Below are 20,087 nucleotides of genomic sequence, written 5' to 3'. Positions count from 1 at the left end.
CATCATCCCGGGCCAGATACGCACATGTGGCGAAGCTGAGAAAATTGGAGCAAAGCGCTCAGCGAACAGGACCTCTGCGTCAGACACCGCTCCCGGCGAGCTCGGCGAGAACATCACGACCCGGGCGCGCACCGGCGCCCTGGTCTGCTCCTTCGGGCGTCAGGCGTCCCGCGGCACGAGGGCGGCGTCGAAGCGCACCTCGACCTCGTCGCTGAGCTTGAGCGCGCCGAAGAACGCCGAATAGGGCCGGATGCCCCACTGCGACTGCACGATGACCGCCGACCCCCGCACCCGGCCCTCGGCCAGCGAACCGCGTACCTCGGCCGGCCGGGTGACACCGGCGAGGGTGAGTTCGCCCTCGACGCGGAACTCCTCGGGGGTCCCCTCGACCCGGGTCGACCGGAACGTGATCGAGGGATGGCGCCGGGTCTGCAGGACCTTCTCGCCCACGATCTTGGCGATCTCCCGGCGATCCGCCTCCGTGAGCGGCTTGACGCCGCCCGTGCCCTCCCTGACCTCGAGGGAGCCGGCCTCGGCCTCGACCGTCACCGAGCAACCTCCCGGATCGGCGGGATCGACCACGGCCTCGGCGTGCCAGCGGGTCACCTCGATCGTGAGGTCGTGACCGGCCTTGGCGCCGAACCCGGTGCGGGTCGTGTGGACCAGGAGCTGCCCCGACTCGGGCCCCAGCCCGTAGCCACCAGCGGATACGTCCATTCTGCCAGGTTAGTCCCGCCCAGGACGGCCGCCACGGCCCGGGGGCTCACCCTCGGCTGCTGGACAAGGGGCGGCTGACGTGATCTGACAGAGAGGGAGTGCCATCGATCACGGACAGGAGCACCTGGAGATGAGCGATACAAGGCGACTGCACAGCGCCGGCACCACCCTGCTGGAGCGAGCCCGCGAGCTGCGCCCGCTGATCGAGAGCGAGGCGGACGCCGCGGAGGCTCGGGGCCGGCTCACCACCCCCGTCGTGGACGCCCTGCACGAGGCAGGACTTTTCGGCGTATGGGTGCCCGCTCCCCTCGGCGGAGCCGAGTCGTCCCCCCGGGAACTGATCGCCGTCTTCGAGGCGTTGTCGTACGCCGACCCCTCCACGGGGTGGGTCGTCATGGCCACCACCCTCGAGAACGGCACGGCCGGAGCCTACCTCGGCGACGACGCCGTCGAACGCATGTTCGCCGGTCCGCGGATGCCGCTCGTCGCGGGCCAGGGAACCAGGCCGGGCACCGCCGTACGCGAGGACGGAGGGTTCCGGCTCAGCGGTCGGTGGAGCTTCGCCTCCGGCATGCGGCACGCGCAGTACGCCCACAGCCTGGGCGCCGTCGAGGGCTCCGACGAGGTGCGCATCTTCATCACCCCGATGGACGACGTCAAGATGCTCGGCAACTGGGACGTCCTCGGCCTGCGCGCGACCGGCAGCATCGACTACTCGATCGACGGGGCCTTCGTACCGGAGTCGCAGTCGCACGTGTTCACCCAGGACGAGCCGCTGCGCGGCGGCGCGCTCTACCGGCTCGGCCTGGTCGACCAGGCGCTGATCGCCCACTCCGGCTGGGCGCTCGGCGTCGGCCGCCGGCTGCTCGACGAGCTGGTCCGGCACGCGGGGGCGCGGGCCGGGCGGCCCGGGCAGCTCGCGGCCGGGGACACCTTCCACACCGGCTTCGCCCGCACGGAGGCGGCCTTCCGCGCGGCCAGGGCCCTGGTGCACGAGACGTGGGACGACGTGGAGCGCACCCTGGACGCGGGCCGCATGCTCGACGTGCGCCAGGAGACGATGGTGCGGCTGGCGCTCAACCACGTCACCTCGACCGTCGCCGAGGTGGCCCGGTTCGTCTTCGCGTCGGGCGGCACGTCGGCGTTGCGCGACGGGCTGGTGCAGCGGTTGTTCCGGGACGTCCACGCCGGCTCCGCGCACATCACCTCGGGGCCGCAGGTGCTCCAGGAGTGCGGCCGTGAGCTGGCCGGGCTGGCTCCCGGGGAGTCGTGGGAGGTGTTCGGCCTGAAGGCGTAGCCCGCCCGGGATCAGGTTCCGCGCCGACCGATGAGTTCCGCCGCCGCCACGGGTCTACATCACCGAAGTCGAGAAAGGACGTACTCATGGCCCACATCCTCGAGGTGCCCGGCGGCACTCTGCACTACGACGTACGGGAGGGCGAGCCGAGCACCGCGCCGATGTTGCTGATGATCGGTTCTCCGATGGACGCCAGCGGCTTCACCGGGCTGGCCGCCCGTTTCCGTGACCGTACGGTGGTCACCTACGACCCGCGCGGGAGCGGCCGCAGCACCCGCACCGGCGGCGGCGAGTCGACTCCCGAGCAGCACGCCGACGACCTGCACCGGCTGATCGACGCGCTCGGCGGCGGGCCGCTGGACATCTTCGCCAGCAGCGGCGGCGCCGTCAACGGGCTGGCGCTGGTGGCCAGGCATCCCGGCCAGGTGCGTACGCTCGTCGCGCACGAACCGCCGGCCGCCCAGGTCCTCCCGGACCGCGAGCAGGCGCTGGCCGCCGTGGCCGGCATCCGCCGCACCTACGACCGGCAGGGGTTCGGAGCGGCGATGGCGAAGTTCATCGCGGTGACGGGCCTGCGCGGCGAGATCCCGGACGACTTCGACGACCAGCCCCTGCAGGACCCGGCCGAACTCGGGCTGCCGTCGGAGGACGACGGTTCCCGGGACGATGTGATGTTCGCGCAGAACCTCATGACCTGTACGCACCACGAGCACGACTTCGAGGCGCTGCGCGCCGCCTCGACCCGCGTGGTCATCGGCGTCGGGGCGGAGAGCGAGGGCGAGATGTGCCACCGCGCGGGCGTGGCCGTCGCCGCACGCCTCGGCACGGAGCCGGTCGTCTTCCCCAGCCACCACGCCGGGTTCCTCGACGGCGAGTTCGGTATGAAGGGTGATCCGGAGGGCTTCGCCGCCACGCTGCGCCAGGTCCTGGCCGCGTAGGGGCGCGAGGATCGTCGTGCCGGTGCCGCCCGGACCGTGGCACCGGCCGGCCGCTCCTAGAGGATGCGGTACTTGCGGCCGCAGTTGTCGAACTTGCCCGCCCAGCAGGTGAACGTGTACGCCTTCGTGATCCCGCGGCCCTGCCAGGCGCCCGTCACCTTGCCGTCCCACGCCTTGTTGAACTTCTTCCAGTGGCCGTTCTGGTAGACCTCGAACGGTTTTCCGTTCGGCACGGCACTGACTTCAGGAAGGACGCCTGCGATCAACTGTGCACGAATCCACACACCACATGTGAGGGGCGCCACACATCAGTTCGCCCGCGAGATCGTAACGGATGCACAACGGTGTGTGACGAAGTCGTGGCACGCGGATCTTGATCGGGTAGTCCTGCCGACATGTCGGTTTCGCCCTATGAAGGATGGTTGGTGGCCGGGCGATACCGGCTGCTGGCCGAGGTGGGCCGCGGTGGCATGGGCACGGTCTGGCGCGCCCGCGACGAACTGCTGGACCGCCAGGTCGCGGTCAAGGAGATCAGCCTCGCCCACAGGCCAGAACCCGAGCGCGAGACGCTGCTCGGGCGCACCATGCGCGAGGCCCGCCTGTCCGCCCGCCTGAACCATCCGAACATCGCCGTCGTGTACGACGTGGTGGAGGCCGACGCGCGACCGTGGATCGTCCTCCAGTACGTACCCTCCCGCAGCCTGACCGAGGTGATCAGAGAACGGGGACCGCTGCCCGCCGCCACCGTGGCGCGCATCGGGCTGGACCTGCTGGACGCCCTGCGCGCCGCCCACGCGAAGGGCATCGTGCACCGCGACGTCAAGCCCTCGAACGTGCTGCTCGCCGACGACGGTCACGCCGTTCTGACCGACTTCGGGCTGGCCACCACGCTGGACGACCAGGCGCACCTCACGCGGGAGGGCATCGTGCTCGGCACCCCCGCCTACATCTCCCCCGAGCGGGCGCGCGGCGCGCCCTCCACCCCGCAGGCCGACCTGTGGTCGCTGGGCGCCACCCTGTACGAGGCCGTCGAGGGCCACTCCCCCTTCGGCGACAGCGGCGCGCTGGCCACCCTGAGCGCGGTCCTCACCAGCAGCCCCGCCCCGATGCGACAGGCAGGACCGCTCACCCTTCTCCTCACCGGCCTGCTGGACAAGGACCCCGAGCGCCGCATCGGGGCTGCCGAAGCCCAGCAGGAGCTGGCACGGATCGCGGACTCCGAACCGCCGGACCGCCACAACGTCGCGCCGGACCCCACCGACTCCGTCCCGCTCGTCAACGGCGCCCTCCTGCCCGTCCCCGCCAGGGGTGGCCGCTCGGCGGCGGCCGTGCCCGAACGGTGGCGGCAGGTGGCCGCCGTGACCGTTCTCATCGTCGCCGTGCTCGCCACGACCTCCTGGCCCGGCGGCGAGGCCAGCGTCCCGCGCCAGGAGACACCGCGCGCCGACCCCGTCACGTACCCGACGCCAGAGCCCAGCAACGCGCTGCGCGCCTACCGCACGTCAGCCGGCAGGCCGCCCGGGGACACCTCGACCCGGACCGCCCGGCCGCGCAGCACCCCGGCCCGCACCGCCTGGCCGCGCAACGCCCCGACCCGGACCGCGCAACCGAGCAACGGCTCGACCAGGACCACTCAACCGCGCGCCAACTCGACCGGGACCGCGCAGTCGCGCGACGACTCGACCGGGACCGCGCAGTCGCGCTCGAACGGCGCGTGGCGTTCGGGGCGTCTACCGCCGGGGCCGGCCAAGAAGGGCGACAGGGCCGAACAGGCCGGGCCCGGGAACCCCGGCAAAGGCTGGGGACGCGGCGGCCGCCGCTGAGCGGACCACGGGCGGTGGCCCGGGTACCCCGTGGGGCGAAGCCGGGCGGGCGGCAGCGTACGCGGGACGGCGTAGCCAGGTCGCCGCTCGCCGGCGGATTCCCCGGAAGGCGGATCCGGCGACGCTTGGTCGTGTCAGGCAGAGACGACGGAAGAAAGAAGCGAGCAGATGACTGCCACGTACACGAAGATGATCGCCGCGACGACCGCGTGGCTCGCCCGCCACAGCATCGACGCCCTGCGGATCAGCGTCGGCCTGGTCTTCCTGGGCTTCGGGTTCCTGAAGTTCTTCCCGGGGGTCAGCCCCGCGGAAGAACTCGCGGTGGGCACGCTGGAACAGCTGAGCTTCGGCATGGTGTCGGGCGGCGTCGCGCTCGCGCTCGTCGCCGTCACCGAGTGTTTCATCGGGTTGACCCTGGTCACGGGGAAGTTCCTGAAGACCGGTCTGCTCGTGATGGCCGGGGCGCTGGTGGGGTTCATGTCGCCGCTGGTGCTGTTCTTCACCGACCTGTTCCCCGGCGGCCCGCCCACCCTGGAGGCGCAGTACATCCTCAAGGACGTCGTGCTGGTCGCCGCCGCCATGGTGATCGCGGCGCGGGCGCTGGGCGCGCGGCTCGTCCCGGCCCGCGAGCGCACGGCCTCGGACGTCAAGCTGGCCGCCTGAGCGGGACGGCGAAGCCCCGCGGAGCGCAACGCTCCGCGGGGCTTCGCGCTGCCCGACCGGCGGTCAGGCCCGCCCGTAGACGCGGTGCACGAACTCGGCCAGCTTGCTGTCCGGCAGTTCCTTGGCCAGGTCGGCCTCGGTGATCATGCCGATGATCCGGCGCTCGTGGATGACGGGCAGCCGCTTGATCTGGTGCTGCTCCATCTTCTCCAGAGCGTCCTCGACGCTGTTGTGGGCCTCCACCCACACCAGCCCGTGGGCCAGCTCGCCCGCCGTGGTGGTGTCGAGGTCCTTGCCCTCGGCACAACATTTGATCACGATGTCGCGATCGGTGATGATCCCCTTGAGCCGGTCGTCGTCGCCGCAGATGGGCAGCGCTCCGACCGACAGGTCACGCATCATGCGCGCGGCGGTGCGCAGGTTGTCGTGCTCGCCGACGCACTCCGCTCCCTGGTGCATCACGTCCTGCACCGTCTTCGCGGTCCCTGATGTGTCCATCGTCGCCTCCTTCAGCAGGGATTGACGGAATCTCACGCCCCCCTACCCACCAGGTGGCGGCTCACCGGCCCGGCAACGCCGTACGACCATCGGTGTACGGCCGTTTTCGTCAGCCGGGACGATGGCGGCGGGCAGTGCGGCCAGCACGCTGGAAGGCGTGGAAAAACGTATAGACGCGCTCGACGTGATGCGCGGCGTGGCGATCATGGGCACGCTCGGCACCAACATCTGGCTCTTCACCTCCCCTGCCGGCCCGCTGGACGCGCTGCAGATGAGCGGCGGCGGCACGGTCGAGACCTTCGTGCGCTTCCTGACCAACGGCAAGTTCCTCGGGCTGCTGACCCTGCTCTTCGGCATCGGCCTGGAGCTGCAATATCGCAGCGCCGTGCGCAGGGGCCTGGCCTGGCCCGGCCGCTACCTGTGGCGCTCGGCGTTGCTGCTGGCCGAGGGCACCCTGCACTACGTCCTGATCTTCGAGTTCGACGTGCTGATGGGCTACGCCATCACCGCCATGATCGTCGCGTACCTGGTGGGCAGGAGCGAGCGCGCGATCACCGGCTGGATGATCGGCATGGGGACGTTCCACGCCGCCCTGGTCGTGCTGGCCACCGTGGCGCTGCGGGCGCCCGCCGAGCCGGCCACGGGCGGCGGCGCCGGAACCCTCTACACCGAGGGGAGCTGGCTCGACCAGGTCGCCGCCCGCCTGCAGTACGCCGCCCTGTTCCGCATCGAGCTGGTTTTCATCGTCCCCCTGGGCATCGTCCTGTTCCTCCTCGGCGTCCGCCTCCTCCGGGCGGGGTTGTTCGAGGAGCGCGGCGCCCGGCTGCGCAGGAGGCTGACCGTGGCCGGGCTCGGCGCGGGCGTGCCACTGAACCTGGCCACCTCCTTCGCCGGCTCCGGCTGGTTCGTGGTCGACCGCTACCTGCTGGCTCCCCTGGTCGCTCTCGGCCTGCTCGGGCTGATCAGCACCGTCGTCCTCGGCCTGCGCGGCGCCCCCGGCCCGGTCCGGCGGGGGCTGACGAACCTCGGGCGCACGGCGCTGTCCGGCTACGTGCTGCAGAACCTGGTGGCCTGCGTGCTCTGCTACGGCTGGGGCCTCGGACTGGCGAGCGGGCTCGACGCTTACCGTCCCTGGTGGGTGCCGGTCGCGTGGGCGGCCATCTGCCTGCTGATCACCGTACTGGCCACGCTGTGGCTGCGCAGGTTCCGGCGCGGGCCGCTGGAGGCCGTCTGGCAGTGGGCCTACCAGGCGCCGTTCAGGCGCGCGGACGCCGCCCGCGCGCCCGCTGGAGACCGCGTCAGAAGTACTTCGGGGTGAGGTCCGTGGTGGGCCAGGTCTTCACGGTGCCGATCGCCTTGCCGAGGATGGGGTCGATCGCGTCGAAGTCCGGCGTGTCCTCCTCCTCCCTGCGGTTGAAGATCGCGCAGTAGCTGACGCCGTGCTGCACCCGCGCGAAGAAGCTGAACGTGCCGGGCATGCTGCCGTTGTGCCAGGTGTTCAGCCCTCCTGCGTTGTTCTTGCGCACGTGCCAGCCGAGGCCGTACCAGGAACCGCCGGAGTTCACGCCGATCTCCGGCTTGGCGAAGACGCGGGAGATCGACGTGGAGCTCAGCACGGGCCCGGCGCCGTCGAAGACGAAGCCCCACTTGACCAGGTCGACCGCCGAGGCGAGCCAGCCGCCGTTGGCGTCCTGGTTGGGCATGCTGAACCCGCCGTAGGGGTAGGGCACGGTGGCGCCCGACGGGTCCACCACGCTCTTCCTGGTGTACTTCGACTCGTAGACCACCTCTGTGGGGAACGCCTCCTTGCGCAGGCTGCGGCCGAGCCGCATGCGCTCGATGTCGACGGGGGCGAGCAGCTTCTGCCGCACGTACGTCTCGTACGGCAGGCCCGACACCTCCTCGATGAGCCGGCCGGCCAGCATGTAGCCGTAGTTGCTGTAGGCGTACTTCGAGCCGGGGGCGAAGTCGAGTTTCTTCGCGGTCGTGTACCTGGTGATGTCGGCGTGGTCGATCGGCAGCGGCACGTCGAGCGACGCCGCGATCGTCGTGTCGTTCCACAGCGGGTCGGTCGTCACGCCCCGGTCCCAGCCGCCCGTGTGCTGCAGCAGCCGCCAGAGGCTGACCTTCGCCAGCCGAGGGTCGGCCTTGGTCGGCACCTTCAGCACGTCGGCGACCTTGTCACTGAGGCTCAGCTCGCCGTCCTGGGCCAGCCGGACGAGGGCGGCGGCGGTCAGGCTCTTGCTCAGGCTCGCGATCCGGAACAACGACGTCGGCTGCACCTTCGCCGTGGAGCCGTCCGGCCGGGTGTAGGAGCCGTACCCGCGGGCGAGCAGGATCTTGCCGTTCTTGGCGACCGCGAGCTGGGCGCAGGAGATGCCGCGCTCCTTGATGTACGCCTTCAACGCCTTGTCGAACCCGGCCATCGATTTCGGCACGACCCCGGTAACCGGCGGCGCGGCCGACTCCGCCCACGCGGGGGCCGCCCCGAGGGTGATCGCCGGCACGGCACCCGCGCCCGCCTGAAGGAGCCGTCGCCGGCTGAGCATGGTCACGTTTCCCCCAACAGTCAGGACAATTGGAGGAAACTTTACTCATACCGTGTCAGGAGGGCGCCGAGTTTCCGGGCGCCGTTTCGTGACCAGGCCGGCCCGGCGTGCGGCGGCGCTGCTTCAGCTCCGCCTCGTACAGGTGGCGCACCCCTCCGGCCAGCTTCTCCCGGGCCTCCCGTTCCAGCTCCTGGAACTCGCGGTAGTAGCCGTCGTCGTACTCCTCGACGAGCTGGTACGTCCACCGGCCGTCGATGACGTTACGGCCGATCAGCTCGTGCTCGATCCGGTCGGCCCACACGTCATGCCCGCCCTGGCGCAGCAGCTCCACCACCCGGTCCAGCGCGAAGTCGGCGCTGCCGGTGAGCTGGTGCATCGCGTACAGATGACCTCTGGCCCGGTGGATCATCTCCAGGGCCTCGCTGAACCCGCCCAGCGCCTCGACGGTGACGTCGTCCAGGCCCTCGGGCCGGCGGTGGGCGGGGTCGGGCACACGTTCTGTCATGAGAGAACCGCTACCCACCGCCACCGCCTCTATCCGGCGCGAGCGGTCAGCCCCGATCCTGCCAGGTGCACAGGCAGACCCGGTTGCCCTCGGGGTCGGCCAGCACCCAGAAGCTCGGCGCCCCCTCGTCGTCCACGAGCGTGCCTCCCGCGGCGAGCGCGGCCTCGATGCGCGGCCGCACCTGCTCCGGGTCCACCCACACGTCCAGGTGCCAGCGCTGGCGGGGCTCCTCGCCGCCGGACTTCTGGAACCAGACCGCGGGCAGCGCGTCGTACGGGTCGCGCACCTCGTCGTCGACCCCGGCCTCCGACTGGTCCTTCATGGCCAGCACGGCGGCCCAGAACGGCAGCACCTCCTCATGGGACGGGGTGTCGAGCGCGAGCTCCATGCGGGACACGCTCGCGCTCTCCAGTTCCACGCCGGCCTCCGCGGCGATCCGCGAGATCGTACGGGCCAGCCGGACGTCGCGCTCGGTGACCCCGCGCGTGTCGTGGCTGGTGAGCCGGACGTCGACGTGGGTGTAGCGCAGGTCGAGATCGGGATGATGGTCCATCTCCTCGGCCGCCGCGCCGATGGCGTCGACGACGGAGAGCCCGGTCGCGAAGTTCCTCGTCCTGATGCGGGTGTGCAGGCCGCCGAGCAGGAGCACCCACCCGTCGAGCGCTTCGCCTGCGATCTGCTGTCCAGTGAGCTTGGTCATGAGGTCATGCTCGCGTACCGCCCGGGGACGGAGGAAGGCGGCACGGCGCTGGAGCTGCGGTGCAACCCGTTCGTTATGGGTTCGATCCGTGCGGGCCGCGACGCCGTACTCCGGGGCACTCGACCTTCCGGAGACCGCCATGACCATGCGACCGTTACCTCTCGTGCTCCTCGCGCTCGCCCTGCCCGTCGCCGCCTGCACCGCGCCCACCGGACAGGCCGCCTCCGCGTTCGGCCGGCCGCCCTCGGCGGCGCCGTCGCAGGAGCCCGCGCAGCCGCGCGGCGTCGTGTCCGTCGCGGAGGCCCGAACCGTACTCGACCAGTGGGACAAGGCGGAGGCGGACGCCCAGAGGCAGGGCGGCACCGGCTGGACGGCGGCCGAGACCGGGTTCGCCGCCACCATGAGCAAGGCCGACAGCCGGGCGCGCGAGATGATCGGCGAGACCGTCACCACACCGCGGCAGGCCATCGTCAAACCGCGCTTCGCCATCCCGGGGAAGGTCTCGGGCGCCGCGTGGTTCATGGCCGAGTTCCGCCGCAAGGGCGGCACCGCCTGGTCCCAGGTGATCTTCAAGAAGACGCCGGACGGCTGGCGCATGGTCTTCATGTCCATCACCTCCGCCAAGTCCCGGCCACCCGCCGTCGCCCGCGACGGCGACGGCCTGGCCACCGCGCTCGCGCCGGACGACGGCGACGGCCTCGTCGCCTCGCCTCGCCGGATCGCCCAGGCGCACGCCCGGCTGCAGGCCACGTACGGCGAGGACCGCGACGCCCTGCGGGTCTTCACCACGCGAGCCATCCCCCGCCTGAACGCCGACGCCAGGCGCGACGAGCGCGCGACGCTGGGCAACGAATGGACCATGGAGGTCCGTTCACGCCCGGTCGCCGAGGTCTACGCCCTCAGAACGGCCAAGGGCGGCGCCCTCGTCTGGTACGGGATCCGGCAGCAGAACATCCACGTCGCACGCCCCGGCACCACCGCCACCATGACGTTCACCGACCGCGTGCCCGCCGCGCTGAGCCACGGCCGCAGCTACGAGCGCAGGGCCGTGCTCAAGTCGGCCGGGATGTATCTCGCCGTCGTGCCCCGCTCGCCCGGCCCGGCGCGGGTCCCCGCGGAATGGTTCATCAGCCTCAGCGCCGGCGGCTCCTGACCCGCGCGATGACGCCGGCGACAGCCCGACCGTGCACCTAGGTACACCCCCGGCGTGCCCTCACCCCCATTCCGGCCCCTGACCTGGCTCATTAGCGTCGAAGCCAGCATCCAAGGGGGTCTCAGCCGTGAACACGTCACTCCACTCCTCGACCGCACCGAAGGGCTCGCCCGCCCCGGCCGCGCGGGCACCCGCCCCGGACCTGGCCCGGGGAATCATGTTGCTGGCGATCGCGTACGCCCACGCGCCGCTGTACGTCAAGGCCGTCGACGGCACCGGGCTGCTCAACGACGTCCTCGCCTTCCTGCACCAGTTACTGATCAACAACCACGCCCGGCCGATGTTCGCGTTCCTGTTCGGCTATTCGCTGGTGCAACTGCTCAACCGGCAGTTGCAGCGGGGCAACGACTGGGTGAGCGTGCGCAAACTGCTGCGCCGCCGGGGCTGGTGGTTGCTCGCCATCGGGTTCGTGCACGTCATGGTGATCGTCCCGCTCGACATCCTCGCCCCGTACGGCATCGCCGCCCTGCTCTGCGTCGGCCTGCTGCGGGCCAAGGACAGGACGCTCCTGTGGCTGTCGGGCATCGCCCTCGTGCCGTCGGCGCTGATGGTCGGGTTCGCCATGTGGTACCCGCTGTCGGAGGGCACCTCGGCGTACGAGGCCGGCAACATCGTCCCCGAGGCGTACGGCGCCGCCGAGTTGCTGATGGGCCGGCTCGTGTCGTGGCCGTTCGGCCTCGTCATCGGCGTCATCATGGTCATCCCCGGGGTGTTCGCCGGGATCTGGGCCGCGCGCCGGCGGCTGCTGGAGGAGCCCGTCGAGCACCGGACGCTGCTGATCCGCATCTCCGTGATCACCACCGCCGTGTCGCTGCTCGGCTCCGTCCCCGCGGGGCTCATGCAGGCCGGCTGGTGGACCGCTCCGTCCGGCACGTCGGTGCTGGTCGCCTCGCTCCTGCAGCCGTTCACCGGGCACTTCGGCGGCATCGGGCTGGCCGCGATCATGGGTCTGGCCGCGATCCCCGTCATCCGCCGGCCGAACGCCCTGGCCACCGCTCTCCAGGCGCTCGGCCAGCGCTCCATGAGCCTGTACCTCTTCCAGTCCGTCGTGTTCGTCACGCTCTTCTTCCCGTACGGGCTCAACCTGCAGCACGACCTCGGCCTCGCGGGCGCCACGGGAGTGGCCACGGCCACCTGGCTGGCGTCGCTCCTCATCGCCGACCTCATGCGCCGCGCCGGACACCGCGGCCCGGCGGAGATCCTGCTGCGCCGCCTGGCCTACCGGTGACCCGCGCGCCCGCGAGCCGGTGCCGGATAAGGTGATCGGATGTCTGTCCGTCTGATCGGAGCCAATCCCGGTCTCACCCTGTCCGTCGCCGGCGAGCGGGTCGCCTTCGTGTCCGTGTGGCGGGTCGACTGGTCCGCACGCGGCAAGGGAAACGCCCTGGTCATGTGGCACGACGGCACCACCAGGGTCGTCGCCGAGGACCGCGAGCTCGGGGCCTGGCTGGCCGACGGCTTCACCCGGCACTTCCCCGAGGTGCGCGGCCTGGCGTGGCCGCGGCCCGCGTTCACCCGGGCGCCCGTCGACCTGGAGCTCGACCTGGACAAGGGGCTGCGGGCCACGGCGGACGACGTGACGGTCGAGATCCCCGGCCCGCCCCGCGAGCGGCGGGCCGTCCGCGTGCCGGAGTTCGACCTCGGAGGCGTGCCGCACCTGCTCACCAACGTCTTCATGCCGTGCGACACCGGCAACCTGACGATCGGCGGCACGGCGGTGCCCGCCGACTCGGCCACCGCCTTCCTGGCCGACGCCGAGGTGTGGAGCAACTGACCACCCGCCCCTGCTCCCCGTACGGAGGCTCGCGGCGCGCGGTTTCCTCGACGAGGTGAGACCCGCTCCGGCAGCCCTGTGCGGATAGGGTCGAAGGCAGGCCTGGGAACGGAGGGAACCGATCATCGCCAGCGACCACTCGCACCCGACCGATCATGGTCGCGACCACTCCCGCCCGCACGACGAACGGTCGCCGCGCCGCCGGGTGACCGAGGCCGCGATCCTGAGCGGTCACGACCAGAGCCTGGCCGACATCGCCCAGTGGACGTGCCCGCACGGGCAGCATGCCGGGAACGGCTGCGTCACCTGCTACCGCGCCGCGGGCGAGGCCGACCCGGCGTTGCCGCTGTGGGACGTCGCGGTGTGGTTCACCTCGGTCAAGCCGATCCCGATCAGGGCGCTGCACGACGTGCACCGCCATGACCGCCAGTTCGCGATCGACCAGCCGTCGACGCCTCTGGTCTACCTGCTGAGCGGGCAGGCCCGGGCGGCGCTGGGGGCGGAGGCGGTGGCGGGCGTGGTCGGGTTCTTGGTGCAGAACCAGCACATCGTGGACGAGTTCGTCGTGACGGAAATTCGTGCCGTGCGTTCGTGACGCGCACGCGACGCGATGTGTGATAGCGTGAGAGCAGTTGCAGATGTGTTACCCATAAGACTTGTGCGCACCTGACGAGATCGATCTTCAGGTGCGTTTTTTGTTTCCGGTCATCTCCGGATGGGCTCATTCCAGCGACGCGGGGTCCGTAACGTGCGGATCTCGTCCCGCCTCCTATCTAAAGGAGATAGACATGGCGACCGGAACCGTGAAGTGGTTCAACTCCGAAAAGGGCTTCGGCTTCATCGCGCAGGACGGCGGCGGCGCCGACGTGTTCGCGCACTACTCCAACATCGTTTCCAACGGTGGCTACCGTGAGCTGGCCGAGGGCCAGAAGGTGGCCTTCGACGTCGTCCAGGGCCAGAAGGGCCCGCAGGCGGAGAACATCGTTCCCGCCTGACACGGCATCAAGCTCCACGACCGGGGCCCGCACCTGCATGGGTGCGGGCCCCGGCTCGTTTTCTGCAGGCACCGCCCATGAGGTGCGGAATGCCTGGGTAAGACGGGGTGCGACAGAAGGGTCGCGAGGAGAGTCCTGCGCATGCGAAATGACGGCGAGCTGATGCTGGGCGGGCTGCTGGAGGCGGCCCACCTGATCGCGCTGGAGCAGGTCCCCGGCGTGGTCGCGGAGCACGCCCGCTCGGCCGGCTTCACCCAGGTCCTGATCTACGTGACCGACCTCCAGCAGCAGCGCCTCGTACCCCTGCCTGGCCAGCACAACGGCGACGGTGAAGTGCTCGAGCCGATCCTCATCGACACCACGCTCGCCGGACGGGCCTTCCGCAACGTGGAGATCGTACGCAGCCGGCGACCGGAGCCCGGGCAGGAGCCCCGGGTGTGGGTGCCCGTCCTGGACGGTACCGAACGCCTCGGCGTGCTCCAGGTGAGCATGCCGGGAACCGGCGAGATCGCCGAGCGGCGGGTCGCCCAGCTGGCATCGCTCGTCGCGCTGCTCCTGGCGGTCAAACGCTCCCACAGCGACTCCTACGCGCGGCTGGTCCGCGTCCAGCCGATGACCCTGTCGGCCGAGGTGCTGTTCAACCTGCTGCCGCCGGGCACGTTCGCCAACGATCGCGTGGTGGTCAGCGCCATGCTGGAGCCGGCGTACCAGGTGGGCGGCGACGCCTACGACTACGCCATCGACGGTGACACCCTGCACGTGTCCGTCTTCGACGCCATGGGCCACGACACGTCGGCCGGGCTGACCGCCACCGTCGCCATGGGCGCCTGCCGGAACGCCCGCATCCACGGCACCGACCTCGCCACCGCCGGCCAGACCGTCGACGAGGCGATCGCCGAGCAGTTCACCGGGCGGTTCGCGACCGGGATCCTGGCCGACCTCGACCTGCGTACCGGTGAGCTGAGCTGGGTGAACCGGGGACACCACCCGCCGCTGGTGTTGCGCGGGGGCCGCTGGGTGACCACACTGGCCGCCGAGCCCGACCCGCCGATGGGGTTCCGGCTGAGCCCGGGCACCGGGCTGCTCGGCTATCAGCTGCAACCGGGTGATCGCCTGGTCCTCTACACCGACGGGATCATCGAGGCGCAGAGCCCGGACCGGGAGTTGTTCGGGCTCGAACGGTTCATCGACTTCCTCATCCGCCACGAGGCCGACGGGCTGACCGTGCCCGAAACGCTGCGGCGGCTCATCCAGGCCATCCTGAAACACCAGCGCGGCCGGCTCCAGGACGACGCCACCGTGGTGGTCGTGGAGTGGCAGAGCCGCACCTCGGACCGCCTCGTGCTCTGAGGTCCGGACGCCCGCGGCAGCGCCCAGACCTGCGCAACAGCCCGCGGCAGCCCTCCGCCCCCGGGTGCCCCGGCGGATCCCGGGGCCACCTGGCCTCTCTACGGGGCGCTGACGGGGACGAAGCCGGTGCCGGCGCGGTAGTGGGGCGACTGGTGGCGGAAGTAGGTGTTGTAGACCTGGCAGTAGCGGCCGCCCCGGGCCAGCAGCGTGGGGTGGTCGCCCTCCTCGACGATCCGGCCGTGGTCGAGCACGATGATGCGGTCGACGTGTTCGATGGTGGACAGCCGGTGAGCGATGACGATCGAGGTGCGGCCGGCCAGCACGACGTCGAGGCCCTCCTGGATCTGGGCCTCGGTCAGCGGGTCGACGCTGGCCGTGGCCTCGTCGAGCACCACGATGGCGGGATCCTGGATGAGCAGCCGGGCCAGCGCGACGAGCTGGCGCTGACCCATGGACAGGGCGCGGCCGTGCTCGCCCACGTCGGTCCGCAGGCCGTGCGGGAGCGCGTCGACCCAGTCGCCCCCGCCCACCGCCGACGCGGCGGCGAGCACGTCGTCGTCGCTCGCCTCCGGCCGCGGGTAGCGGATGTTGTCGGCGACCGTGCCGCTGAACAGGAACGGCGCTTGCGGGACCGCCCCGATCTGCCGGCGGTAGGCGGGCAGGTCGAGGTCGCGGATGTCGTGGCCGTCGATCAGCAGACTGCCCTGCTGGAACTCGTAGAAGCGGGTGATCAGCTTGCTGAGCGTGGACTTGCCCGCGCCGGTGTGCCCGACCAGCGCGACGGTCTCGCCCGCCTCGATGAGCAGGTCGAAGTCGCGCAGCACGGGGTTGCCCGGGTCGTAGCCGAAGGTGAGGCCGCGGAAGTCGATGCGGCCGGCGAGCCTGCCGGGCTCTCGCGCGCCGGTCTGCACCACGCGCGGCTCGGCGTCGATGAGGGCGAAGACCCGCTCGGACGCCGACAACCCCTGCTGGAACTGGGACCAGAACGCGGCGATGGACGTCAGCGGGAGCCAGAAGAGCGCGACGCCCTGCAGGAACAGATACCAGTCGCCGGCGCTCAGGCCACCGCCGATCACCGCCGTGCCGCCCAGCTGCACGAGGGCGACCGTGGCGAGCCCCGCCACCAGGAAGAGCACGGGGAAGACGGCGGAGAAGACGAACCCCTGCCGCAGCGTCACGCGGTAGCTCTGCCGGTTGATGGGCCGGAACTCGTCGTAGACCTGCTTCTCCTGGCGGAAGTTCTTCGCCACCGCGATGCCGCCCATGGTCTCCTGCAGGTTGGCGTTGACCCGGCTCAGCGAACGTTGCGCGTGGCGCGTGCTGGCTCGCGCGAGGCGGCGGAACAGCAGGGCGATGCACACCACGATCGGCACGACGAGCATCGTCAGGAGGGCGAGCTCGACGCTGCGCAGGAACAGCAGAACCGTGACGAAGCCAACCATCAGCACCTGGCTGATCAGGTCCATCGTCAAGGTGGAGACCGTGGCGAAGTCGTCGGTGTCGGACGTCACCCGGCTGACGATGCGGCCCGACGGCGTCTCGTCGTAGAACGACAGGTCGCGGGCGAGCACGGCGTCGAACGCGTCCTCGCGCAGCCGCAGGACGACGTCGCCGGTGACCCGCGCGCTCTGCCACTGCCGGACGAAGTTGAACCCCCATCCGAGCACCCCTGCCAGCAGGGTGCCGCCGACCAGGTGCAGGCCGACCTCGGCGATGGTGCCGTCGGCGAGCGCGTCGACGGCCAGGCTGGCCAGCAGCGGGACGGCCGCCTGGCTGACCGAGCCCAGCACGATCATCGAGGCGACCACGAACATGGCGCCCAGCTTGGGCCTGAAGTAGGACAGGATCCGGCGGAGCAGGTCGCGGTCGTTGTAGGTGCGGTCGTAGTCCTCGGCGTCGAGGCCGTCCATGATGAAGCCCATCAGCGGGCCCTCCCCTGCTCGCTCTCCAGGACCGGCTCGTCCGGCTCGTCCGGCTCGTCCGGCGGGTCCGCCGCCACGCCGGGGGCCGCCTCGACCTCGTCGTAGTGGGAGAAGATCCGGCGGTAGAGGGGGCTGCGCCGGATGAGCTCGTCGTGCGTGCCGTAGTCGGCCAGCTCGCCCCGCCGCAGCAGCAGGACCTTGTCGGCCCAGCGGATCTGGGAGAGCCGGTGGGTGATGAGCAGCGTCGTGCGGCCGTCGAGGACCCGGCCGATCGCCTGCTGGATGAGGTCTTCCGTGGCGGAGTCGATGGCGCTGGTCGAGTCGTCGAGCACCAGGATCGCCGGGTCGGTCAGCAGCGCTCGCGCGATGGCCAGGCGCTGGCGCTGGCCGCCCGACAGCGTGATGCCGCGCTCGCCGATGACGGTGTCGTAGCCGTCGTCGAGTTCGGCGATGAACTCTGCGGCCTGCGCGTCCTCGGCCGCCCTGACCACGGCCTCGCGGTCGGCCCGCTGGCCCAGGCTGAAGGCGATGTTCTCGGCCACGGAGCGGGAGAAGAGCACGATGTCCTGCTCGATGGTGGAGATCTGGGAGCGCAGGGAGTCGAGGTCCCAGTCGCGTACGTCGACGCCGTCGACCAGGATGCGGCCCGAGGTGACGTCGTAGATGCGCGGCACCAGCTTGGTGAGCGTGCTCTTGCCCGATCCGGTCTCGCCCACGATCGCCACGGTCTCGCCGGGCCGCACGGTGAACGTCACGCCGCGCAGCACCGGCTCGCCCTCGTCGTAGCCGAACGTGACGTCCTCGAAGACGATCTCTCCGGCGATGGGCGCGGCGCGGCCGTCGTGCCGCTGCTCCAGCTCGACCTCGGCGCCGATGATGTCGAGGATGCGGCGGGAGGAGGCGATGCCGATCTGCACCAGCGAGAAGGTGAAGATCGAGATCTGCGTCGGGAAGCCCAGCATGACGACGAGGCCCATGTAGGCCACCAGGTCGCCGACCGTGATCGCCCCCGCCCCCTGCAACATGAGGCCGTGCCCCATGGCGCCGGCCACCGCGAAGGCGTAGAGGAAGGTGGGCAGATAGCGGGCCTGGACGAGGCCGTTGCGGACGAACGAGTCGCGGTAGAGGCGCGCGTGGGCGCGGAAGCGCCGCCGCTCCTGCCCCTCCTGCGCCGTCACCTTGATCACCTCGATGCCGCGCACGGCCTGGTTGAGCCCGGCGTTGAGCTCGCCGAACTGCTCGCGCATGCGGGTCGAGACCGGGTTGAGCCTGCGCATGTAGTGGCGCAGCGCGAACACGAAGACGAGCGCGTAGACGCCGGGCACGAGCAGCAGCCGGGGGTCGATGGCGGCGATGAAGAAGAACGGCACCAGGCCGTTCAGCCAGGAGTCGACGATCAGGTCGACGCCGGGACTGATCATGATGGACAGCTGGCGGATGTCGTTGGCCGCCCTGGCCATGAGGTCGCCGACGCGCTGGCGGTTGTGGAAGGTCTGGCTCTTGCCGAGGAGGGCGACGTAGAGCTCGTCGCGGGCGTCACGCTCCAGCCGTTTGGCCAGCACCTCGCTTCCCATGCGGGCGACCAGGTCGGACAGGCCCCGGGCGGTGACCAGCGCCAGCATCGCCAGCGTGATCGCCCACAGGGCGGCGGCCGGCTCGCCGCGCTCGCCCAGCACGGCGTCGAAGGCGTCGCCGGTGAGGTAGGGCACGGAGGCGTTGAGCACGATCATGACGAGCGACCCGCCGAGGAACCCGGCCAGGTGCTGCGGATGCCGGCGCAGGTGGGACCAGAGCCAGCGCACGGGACCGCGCCGGTCGTATCGCGGACCGGAGACGGAGAACTCCGAGCTGTTGGTGGTCACCTGCAGGTCCTTCCCCCTTGAGCCGCGGCGGCGGCACCGCACTGTTCCTACCACCCGGGGCCGACAGAATCCCATCGCTTTTCGTGCCGCTTGACAGAAACCTGCAACTGTAGTTATATGTTTTATGAAGCCATACGTAGAAGGATCGAGACACACACGGAGGTGGCAGACGATGCGGCTCACGTCGATCGACTCGGCCTTCCGCGAGCTGGAGCGGCAGCTGGACAGGCTGACGCAGCCCGTGTTCGGTGACGGGTGGACGTCGGTGCCGATGGACGCCGTCCGCCGCAACGACGAGATGCTGCTCCGCTTCGACCTTCCCGGCATCGACCCCGACTCGATCGAGGTCACGGTCGACCGCGGCGTCCTCTCGGTGAGCGCACGACGCGAGGAGAGCTACACCGAGGACGAGGGCGTGTTCGTCCACGAGCGCTCGACCGGCACCTTCACCCGGCAGGTCTACCTGCCCGACCATCTCGACGCCGACGGTGTCCAGGCCGCATACGACAACGGCGTGCTCACCGTGCGCGTGCCGGTGCTGGAGGCGGCCCAGCCGCGCAAGATCGAGATCGCGAAGGGCGACGCCGCCAGGGCGCTCACGAAGTGACCATGGGCGTGGCGGCCTCCGCCACGCCCATCACGAAGGAAGGGGTCCGCGATGTTCAAGACGGCACCGACGGTCGTCCTGCCGGCGGTGGAGGACCGCCCGGTGATCGGCACCTACTCCACCGCCGAACAGGCCAAGAAGGCCGTCGGTTTCCTGGCCGAGAACGGGTTCCCCGTGGAGCGGTCCGGCATCGTCGGCCACGATCTCCGCCTGGTGGAGACCGTCATGGGCCGCGCCACCGCGGGACGCGCCGCGGCCGCGGGCGCCGCCACCGGCCTCTGGTTGGGCTTGATCATCGGCCTGCTCATGCCGCTCTTCGCCGGCTCGACGGGCTCGACGGGGGCGTTCGTGCTCGGCGGGCTCGCCTACGGCGCACTCTTCGGCGCCGCGTTCGCGCTGGTCACCTACCTGGCCAACAAGGGCCCCGGGTTCATCTCCCAGCAGGCCGTCGTCGCCGACCGCTACGACGTCGTGGCCGACGCGGCCGTCGCCGACGACGCCCGCAACCTGCTGATCAAACACAACTGGCGCTCGTAGGCGCCACGAGGAGGGAGCCGGCCGGCGGTCCTCTGGCCGGGCGCGGTGACGCGGTAGCGCAGGTGGGCCGGGCGCATGGGGTGACGTCCGACGGCGCGCGGCAGCTCGCTCCGGCGAGTGGGACGCCGTCGCAGTCG

The 20,087-nt window shown here is 71.0% G+C and carries 21 protein-coding genes; 13 read left to right on the top strand and 8 right to left on the bottom strand.

Annotation, left to right across the window (positions count from 1 at the left end):
* Positions 1 to 159: 159 nt before the first annotated feature.
* A complete protein-coding gene (locus tag E1295_RS08770; protein WP_132629392.1) occupies positions 160 to 717 on the bottom strand; it encodes a YceI family protein in 558 nt (185 codons plus the stop codon).
* Positions 718 to 847: 130 nt separating this feature from the next.
* Between E1295_RS08770 and E1295_RS08765 the strand changes: the two genes are divergently transcribed.
* Both E1295_RS08765 and E1295_RS08760 read left to right on the top strand, forming a co-directional pair.
* Positions 848 to 2,014: an acyl-CoA dehydrogenase family protein gene (locus E1295_RS08765; protein WP_132629390.1), complete on the top strand. Its 1,167-nt coding sequence runs from the start codon at positions 848 to 850 to the stop codon at positions 2,012 to 2,014.
* An 86-nt stretch (positions 2,015 to 2,100) separates the two neighbouring features.
* Positions 2,101 to 2,952, top strand: a complete 852-nt coding sequence (locus E1295_RS08760) for an alpha/beta fold hydrolase (RefSeq protein WP_132629388.1) — start codon at positions 2,101 to 2,103, stop codon at positions 2,950 to 2,952.
* Between the two features lie 56 nt (positions 2,953 to 3,008).
* Here E1295_RS08760 and E1295_RS48585 read toward each other — a convergent pair whose 3' ends face one another.
* The gene (locus E1295_RS48585; protein ID WP_166427146.1) at positions 3,009 to 3,185 is read right to left on the bottom strand and encodes a hypothetical protein; all 177 of its coding nucleotides are present in this window, start codon (positions 3,183 to 3,185) and stop codon (positions 3,009 to 3,011) included.
* 192 nt (positions 3,186 to 3,377) lie between these two features.
* Here E1295_RS48585 and E1295_RS50030 point away from each other — a divergent pair, with 192 nt between their 5' ends.
* Positions 3,378 to 4,775 (top strand): serine/threonine-protein kinase, encoded by a 1,398-nt coding sequence (locus tag E1295_RS50030; protein WP_220448610.1) that lies wholly within the window; start codon positions 3,378 to 3,380, stop codon positions 4,773 to 4,775.
* A 168-nt stretch (positions 4,776 to 4,943) separates the two neighbouring features.
* Entirely contained in the window at positions 4,944 to 5,438 is a 495-nt protein-coding gene (locus E1295_RS08750) for a DoxX family membrane protein (protein ID WP_132629386.1), read from the top strand.
* A gap of 63 nt (positions 5,439 to 5,501) precedes the next feature.
* On the opposite strand, the gene E1295_RS08745 is transcribed toward E1295_RS08750, so the two are convergent.
* A complete protein-coding gene (locus E1295_RS08745) occupies positions 5,502 to 5,936 on the bottom strand; it encodes a CBS domain-containing protein (RefSeq protein WP_132629384.1) in 435 nt (144 codons plus the stop codon).
* A gap of 157 nt (positions 5,937 to 6,093) precedes the next feature.
* On the opposite strand from E1295_RS08745, the gene E1295_RS08740 reads away from it, so the two are divergent.
* Positions 6,094 to 7,254 (top strand): DUF418 domain-containing protein, encoded by a 1,161-nt coding sequence (locus E1295_RS08740; protein ID WP_246079925.1) that lies wholly within the window; start codon positions 6,094 to 6,096, stop codon positions 7,252 to 7,254.
* On the opposite strand, the gene E1295_RS08735 is transcribed toward E1295_RS08740, so the two are convergent.
* From E1295_RS08735 to E1295_RS08725, 3 genes are read right to left on the bottom strand one after another with little or no spacing between them, the layout of a single operon-like run.
* Positions 7,235 to 8,485: a serine hydrolase domain-containing protein gene (locus E1295_RS08735; protein WP_132629463.1), complete on the bottom strand. Its 1,251-nt coding sequence runs from the start codon at positions 8,483 to 8,485 to the stop codon at positions 7,235 to 7,237. The genes E1295_RS08740 and E1295_RS08735 overlap by 20 nt on opposite strands.
* Before the next feature lie 55 nt (positions 8,486 to 8,540).
* A complete protein-coding gene (locus E1295_RS08730) occupies positions 8,541 to 8,990 on the bottom strand; it encodes a hypothetical protein (protein ID WP_132629382.1) in 450 nt (149 codons plus the stop codon).
* Between the two features lie 46 nt (positions 8,991 to 9,036).
* Complete coding sequence (locus E1295_RS08725; RefSeq protein WP_132629380.1) at positions 9,037 to 9,690, bottom strand: 4a-hydroxytetrahydrobiopterin dehydratase; 654 nt, start codon at positions 9,688 to 9,690, stop codon at positions 9,037 to 9,039.
* A gap of 139 nt (positions 9,691 to 9,829) precedes the next feature.
* Here E1295_RS08725 and E1295_RS08720 point away from each other — a divergent pair, with 139 nt between their 5' ends.
* The 6 genes from E1295_RS08720 (at position 9,830) to E1295_RS08695 (ending at position 15,022) form a co-directional block, all read left to right on the top strand.
* On the top strand, positions 9,830 to 10,843 hold the full coding sequence (locus E1295_RS08720; protein ID WP_132629378.1) for a DUF8094 domain-containing protein: 1,014 nt from the start codon (positions 9,830 to 9,832) through the stop codon (positions 10,841 to 10,843).
* Positions 10,844 to 10,970: 127 nt separating this feature from the next.
* Positions 10,971 to 12,131 (top strand): DUF418 domain-containing protein, encoded by a 1,161-nt coding sequence (locus E1295_RS08715; RefSeq protein ID WP_246079924.1) that lies wholly within the window; start codon positions 10,971 to 10,973, stop codon positions 12,129 to 12,131.
* A gap of 39 nt (positions 12,132 to 12,170) precedes the next feature.
* Positions 12,171 to 12,677 (top strand): SMP domain-containing protein, encoded by a 507-nt coding sequence (locus tag E1295_RS08710; RefSeq protein ID WP_132629376.1) that lies wholly within the window; start codon positions 12,171 to 12,173, stop codon positions 12,675 to 12,677.
* Positions 12,678 to 12,882: 205 nt separating this feature from the next.
* Complete coding sequence (locus E1295_RS08705) at positions 12,883 to 13,272, top strand: hypothetical protein (RefSeq protein WP_132629374.1); 390 nt, start codon at positions 12,883 to 12,885, stop codon at positions 13,270 to 13,272.
* A 193-nt stretch (positions 13,273 to 13,465) separates the two neighbouring features.
* The gene (locus tag E1295_RS08700) at positions 13,466 to 13,672 is read left to right on the top strand and encodes a cold-shock protein (protein ID WP_132629372.1); all 207 of its coding nucleotides are present in this window, start codon (positions 13,466 to 13,468) and stop codon (positions 13,670 to 13,672) included.
* A gap of 141 nt (positions 13,673 to 13,813) precedes the next feature.
* On the top strand, positions 13,814 to 15,022 hold the full coding sequence (locus tag E1295_RS08695) for a PP2C family protein-serine/threonine phosphatase (RefSeq protein WP_132629370.1): 1,209 nt from the start codon (positions 13,814 to 13,816) through the stop codon (positions 15,020 to 15,022).
* A gap of 98 nt (positions 15,023 to 15,120) precedes the next feature.
* On the opposite strand, the gene E1295_RS08690 is transcribed toward E1295_RS08695, so the two are convergent.
* Positions 15,121 to 16,944 (bottom strand): ABC transporter ATP-binding protein, encoded by a 1,824-nt coding sequence (locus E1295_RS08690; protein ID WP_132629368.1) that lies wholly within the window; start codon positions 16,942 to 16,944, stop codon positions 15,121 to 15,123.
* Positions 16,944 to 18,806 (bottom strand): ABC transporter ATP-binding protein, encoded by a 1,863-nt coding sequence (locus E1295_RS08685; RefSeq protein ID WP_246079923.1) that lies wholly within the window; start codon positions 18,804 to 18,806, stop codon positions 16,944 to 16,946. The genes E1295_RS08690 and E1295_RS08685 overlap by 1 nt, the downstream gene beginning before the upstream one ends.
* Before the next feature lie 172 nt (positions 18,807 to 18,978).
* Between E1295_RS08685 and E1295_RS08680 the strand changes: the two genes are divergently transcribed.
* A complete protein-coding gene (locus E1295_RS08680; RefSeq protein WP_132629366.1) occupies positions 18,979 to 19,413 on the top strand; it encodes an Hsp20/alpha crystallin family protein in 435 nt (144 codons plus the stop codon).
* A gap of 51 nt (positions 19,414 to 19,464) precedes the next feature.
* Positions 19,465 to 19,950: a general stress protein gene (locus tag E1295_RS08675; RefSeq protein WP_132629364.1), complete on the top strand. Its 486-nt coding sequence runs from the start codon at positions 19,465 to 19,467 to the stop codon at positions 19,948 to 19,950.
* Positions 19,951 to 20,087: the final 137 nt, after the last annotated feature.

Origin of the sequence: Nonomuraea mesophila (genome assembly GCF_004352805.1) — a bacterium.
GTDB classification, from domain to species: Bacteria; Actinomycetota; Actinomycetes; order Streptosporangiales; family Streptosporangiaceae; genus Nonomuraea; species Nonomuraea longispora.
Note: the sequence above shows the minus strand (reverse complement) of the source record. Positions and strands in the feature narration are given on the sequence as shown.

Excerpts from the sequence above, each read along its gene's own strand:
- E1295_RS08750 (WP_132629386.1), top strand. The coding sequence starts at position 4,944 with ATGACTGCCACGTACACGAAGATGATCGCCGCGACGACCGCGTGGCTC.
- E1295_RS08730 (WP_132629382.1), bottom strand. The coding sequence starts at position 8,990 with ATGACAGAACGTGTGCCCGACCCCGCCCACCGCCGGCCCGAGGGCCTG.
- E1295_RS08690 (WP_132629368.1), bottom strand. The coding sequence starts at position 16,944 with ATGGGCTTCATCATGGACGGCCTCGACGCCGAGGACTACGACCGCACC.
- E1295_RS08695 (WP_132629370.1), top strand. The coding sequence starts at position 13,814 with ATGCGAAATGACGGCGAGCTGATGCTGGGCGGGCTGCTGGAGGCGGCC.
- E1295_RS08760 (WP_132629388.1), top strand. The coding sequence starts at position 2,101 with ATGGCCCACATCCTCGAGGTGCCCGGCGGCACTCTGCACTACGACGTA.
- E1295_RS08745 (WP_132629384.1), bottom strand. The coding sequence starts at position 5,936 with ATGGACACATCAGGGACCGCGAAGACGGTGCAGGACGTGATGCACCAG.
- E1295_RS08725 (WP_132629380.1), bottom strand. The coding sequence starts at position 9,690 with ATGACCAAGCTCACTGGACAGCAGATCGCAGGCGAAGCGCTCGACGGG.
- E1295_RS08700 (WP_132629372.1), top strand. The coding sequence starts at position 13,466 with ATGGCGACCGGAACCGTGAAGTGGTTCAACTCCGAAAAGGGCTTCGGC.
- E1295_RS08675 (WP_132629364.1), top strand. The coding sequence starts at position 19,465 with ATGTTCAAGACGGCACCGACGGTCGTCCTGCCGGCGGTGGAGGACCGC.
- E1295_RS08735 (WP_132629463.1), bottom strand. The coding sequence starts at position 8,485 with ATGCTCAGCCGGCGACGGCTCCTTCAGGCGGGCGCGGGTGCCGTGCCG.
- E1295_RS08765 (WP_132629390.1), top strand. The coding sequence starts at position 848 with ATGAGCGATACAAGGCGACTGCACAGCGCCGGCACCACCCTGCTGGAG.
- E1295_RS08680 (WP_132629366.1), top strand. The coding sequence starts at position 18,979 with ATGCGGCTCACGTCGATCGACTCGGCCTTCCGCGAGCTGGAGCGGCAG.
- E1295_RS08770 (WP_132629392.1), bottom strand. The coding sequence starts at position 717 with ATGGACGTATCCGCTGGTGGCTACGGGCTGGGGCCCGAGTCGGGGCAG.
- E1295_RS08710 (WP_132629376.1), top strand. The coding sequence starts at position 12,171 with ATGTCTGTCCGTCTGATCGGAGCCAATCCCGGTCTCACCCTGTCCGTC.
- E1295_RS08720 (WP_132629378.1), top strand. The coding sequence starts at position 9,830 with ATGACCATGCGACCGTTACCTCTCGTGCTCCTCGCGCTCGCCCTGCCC.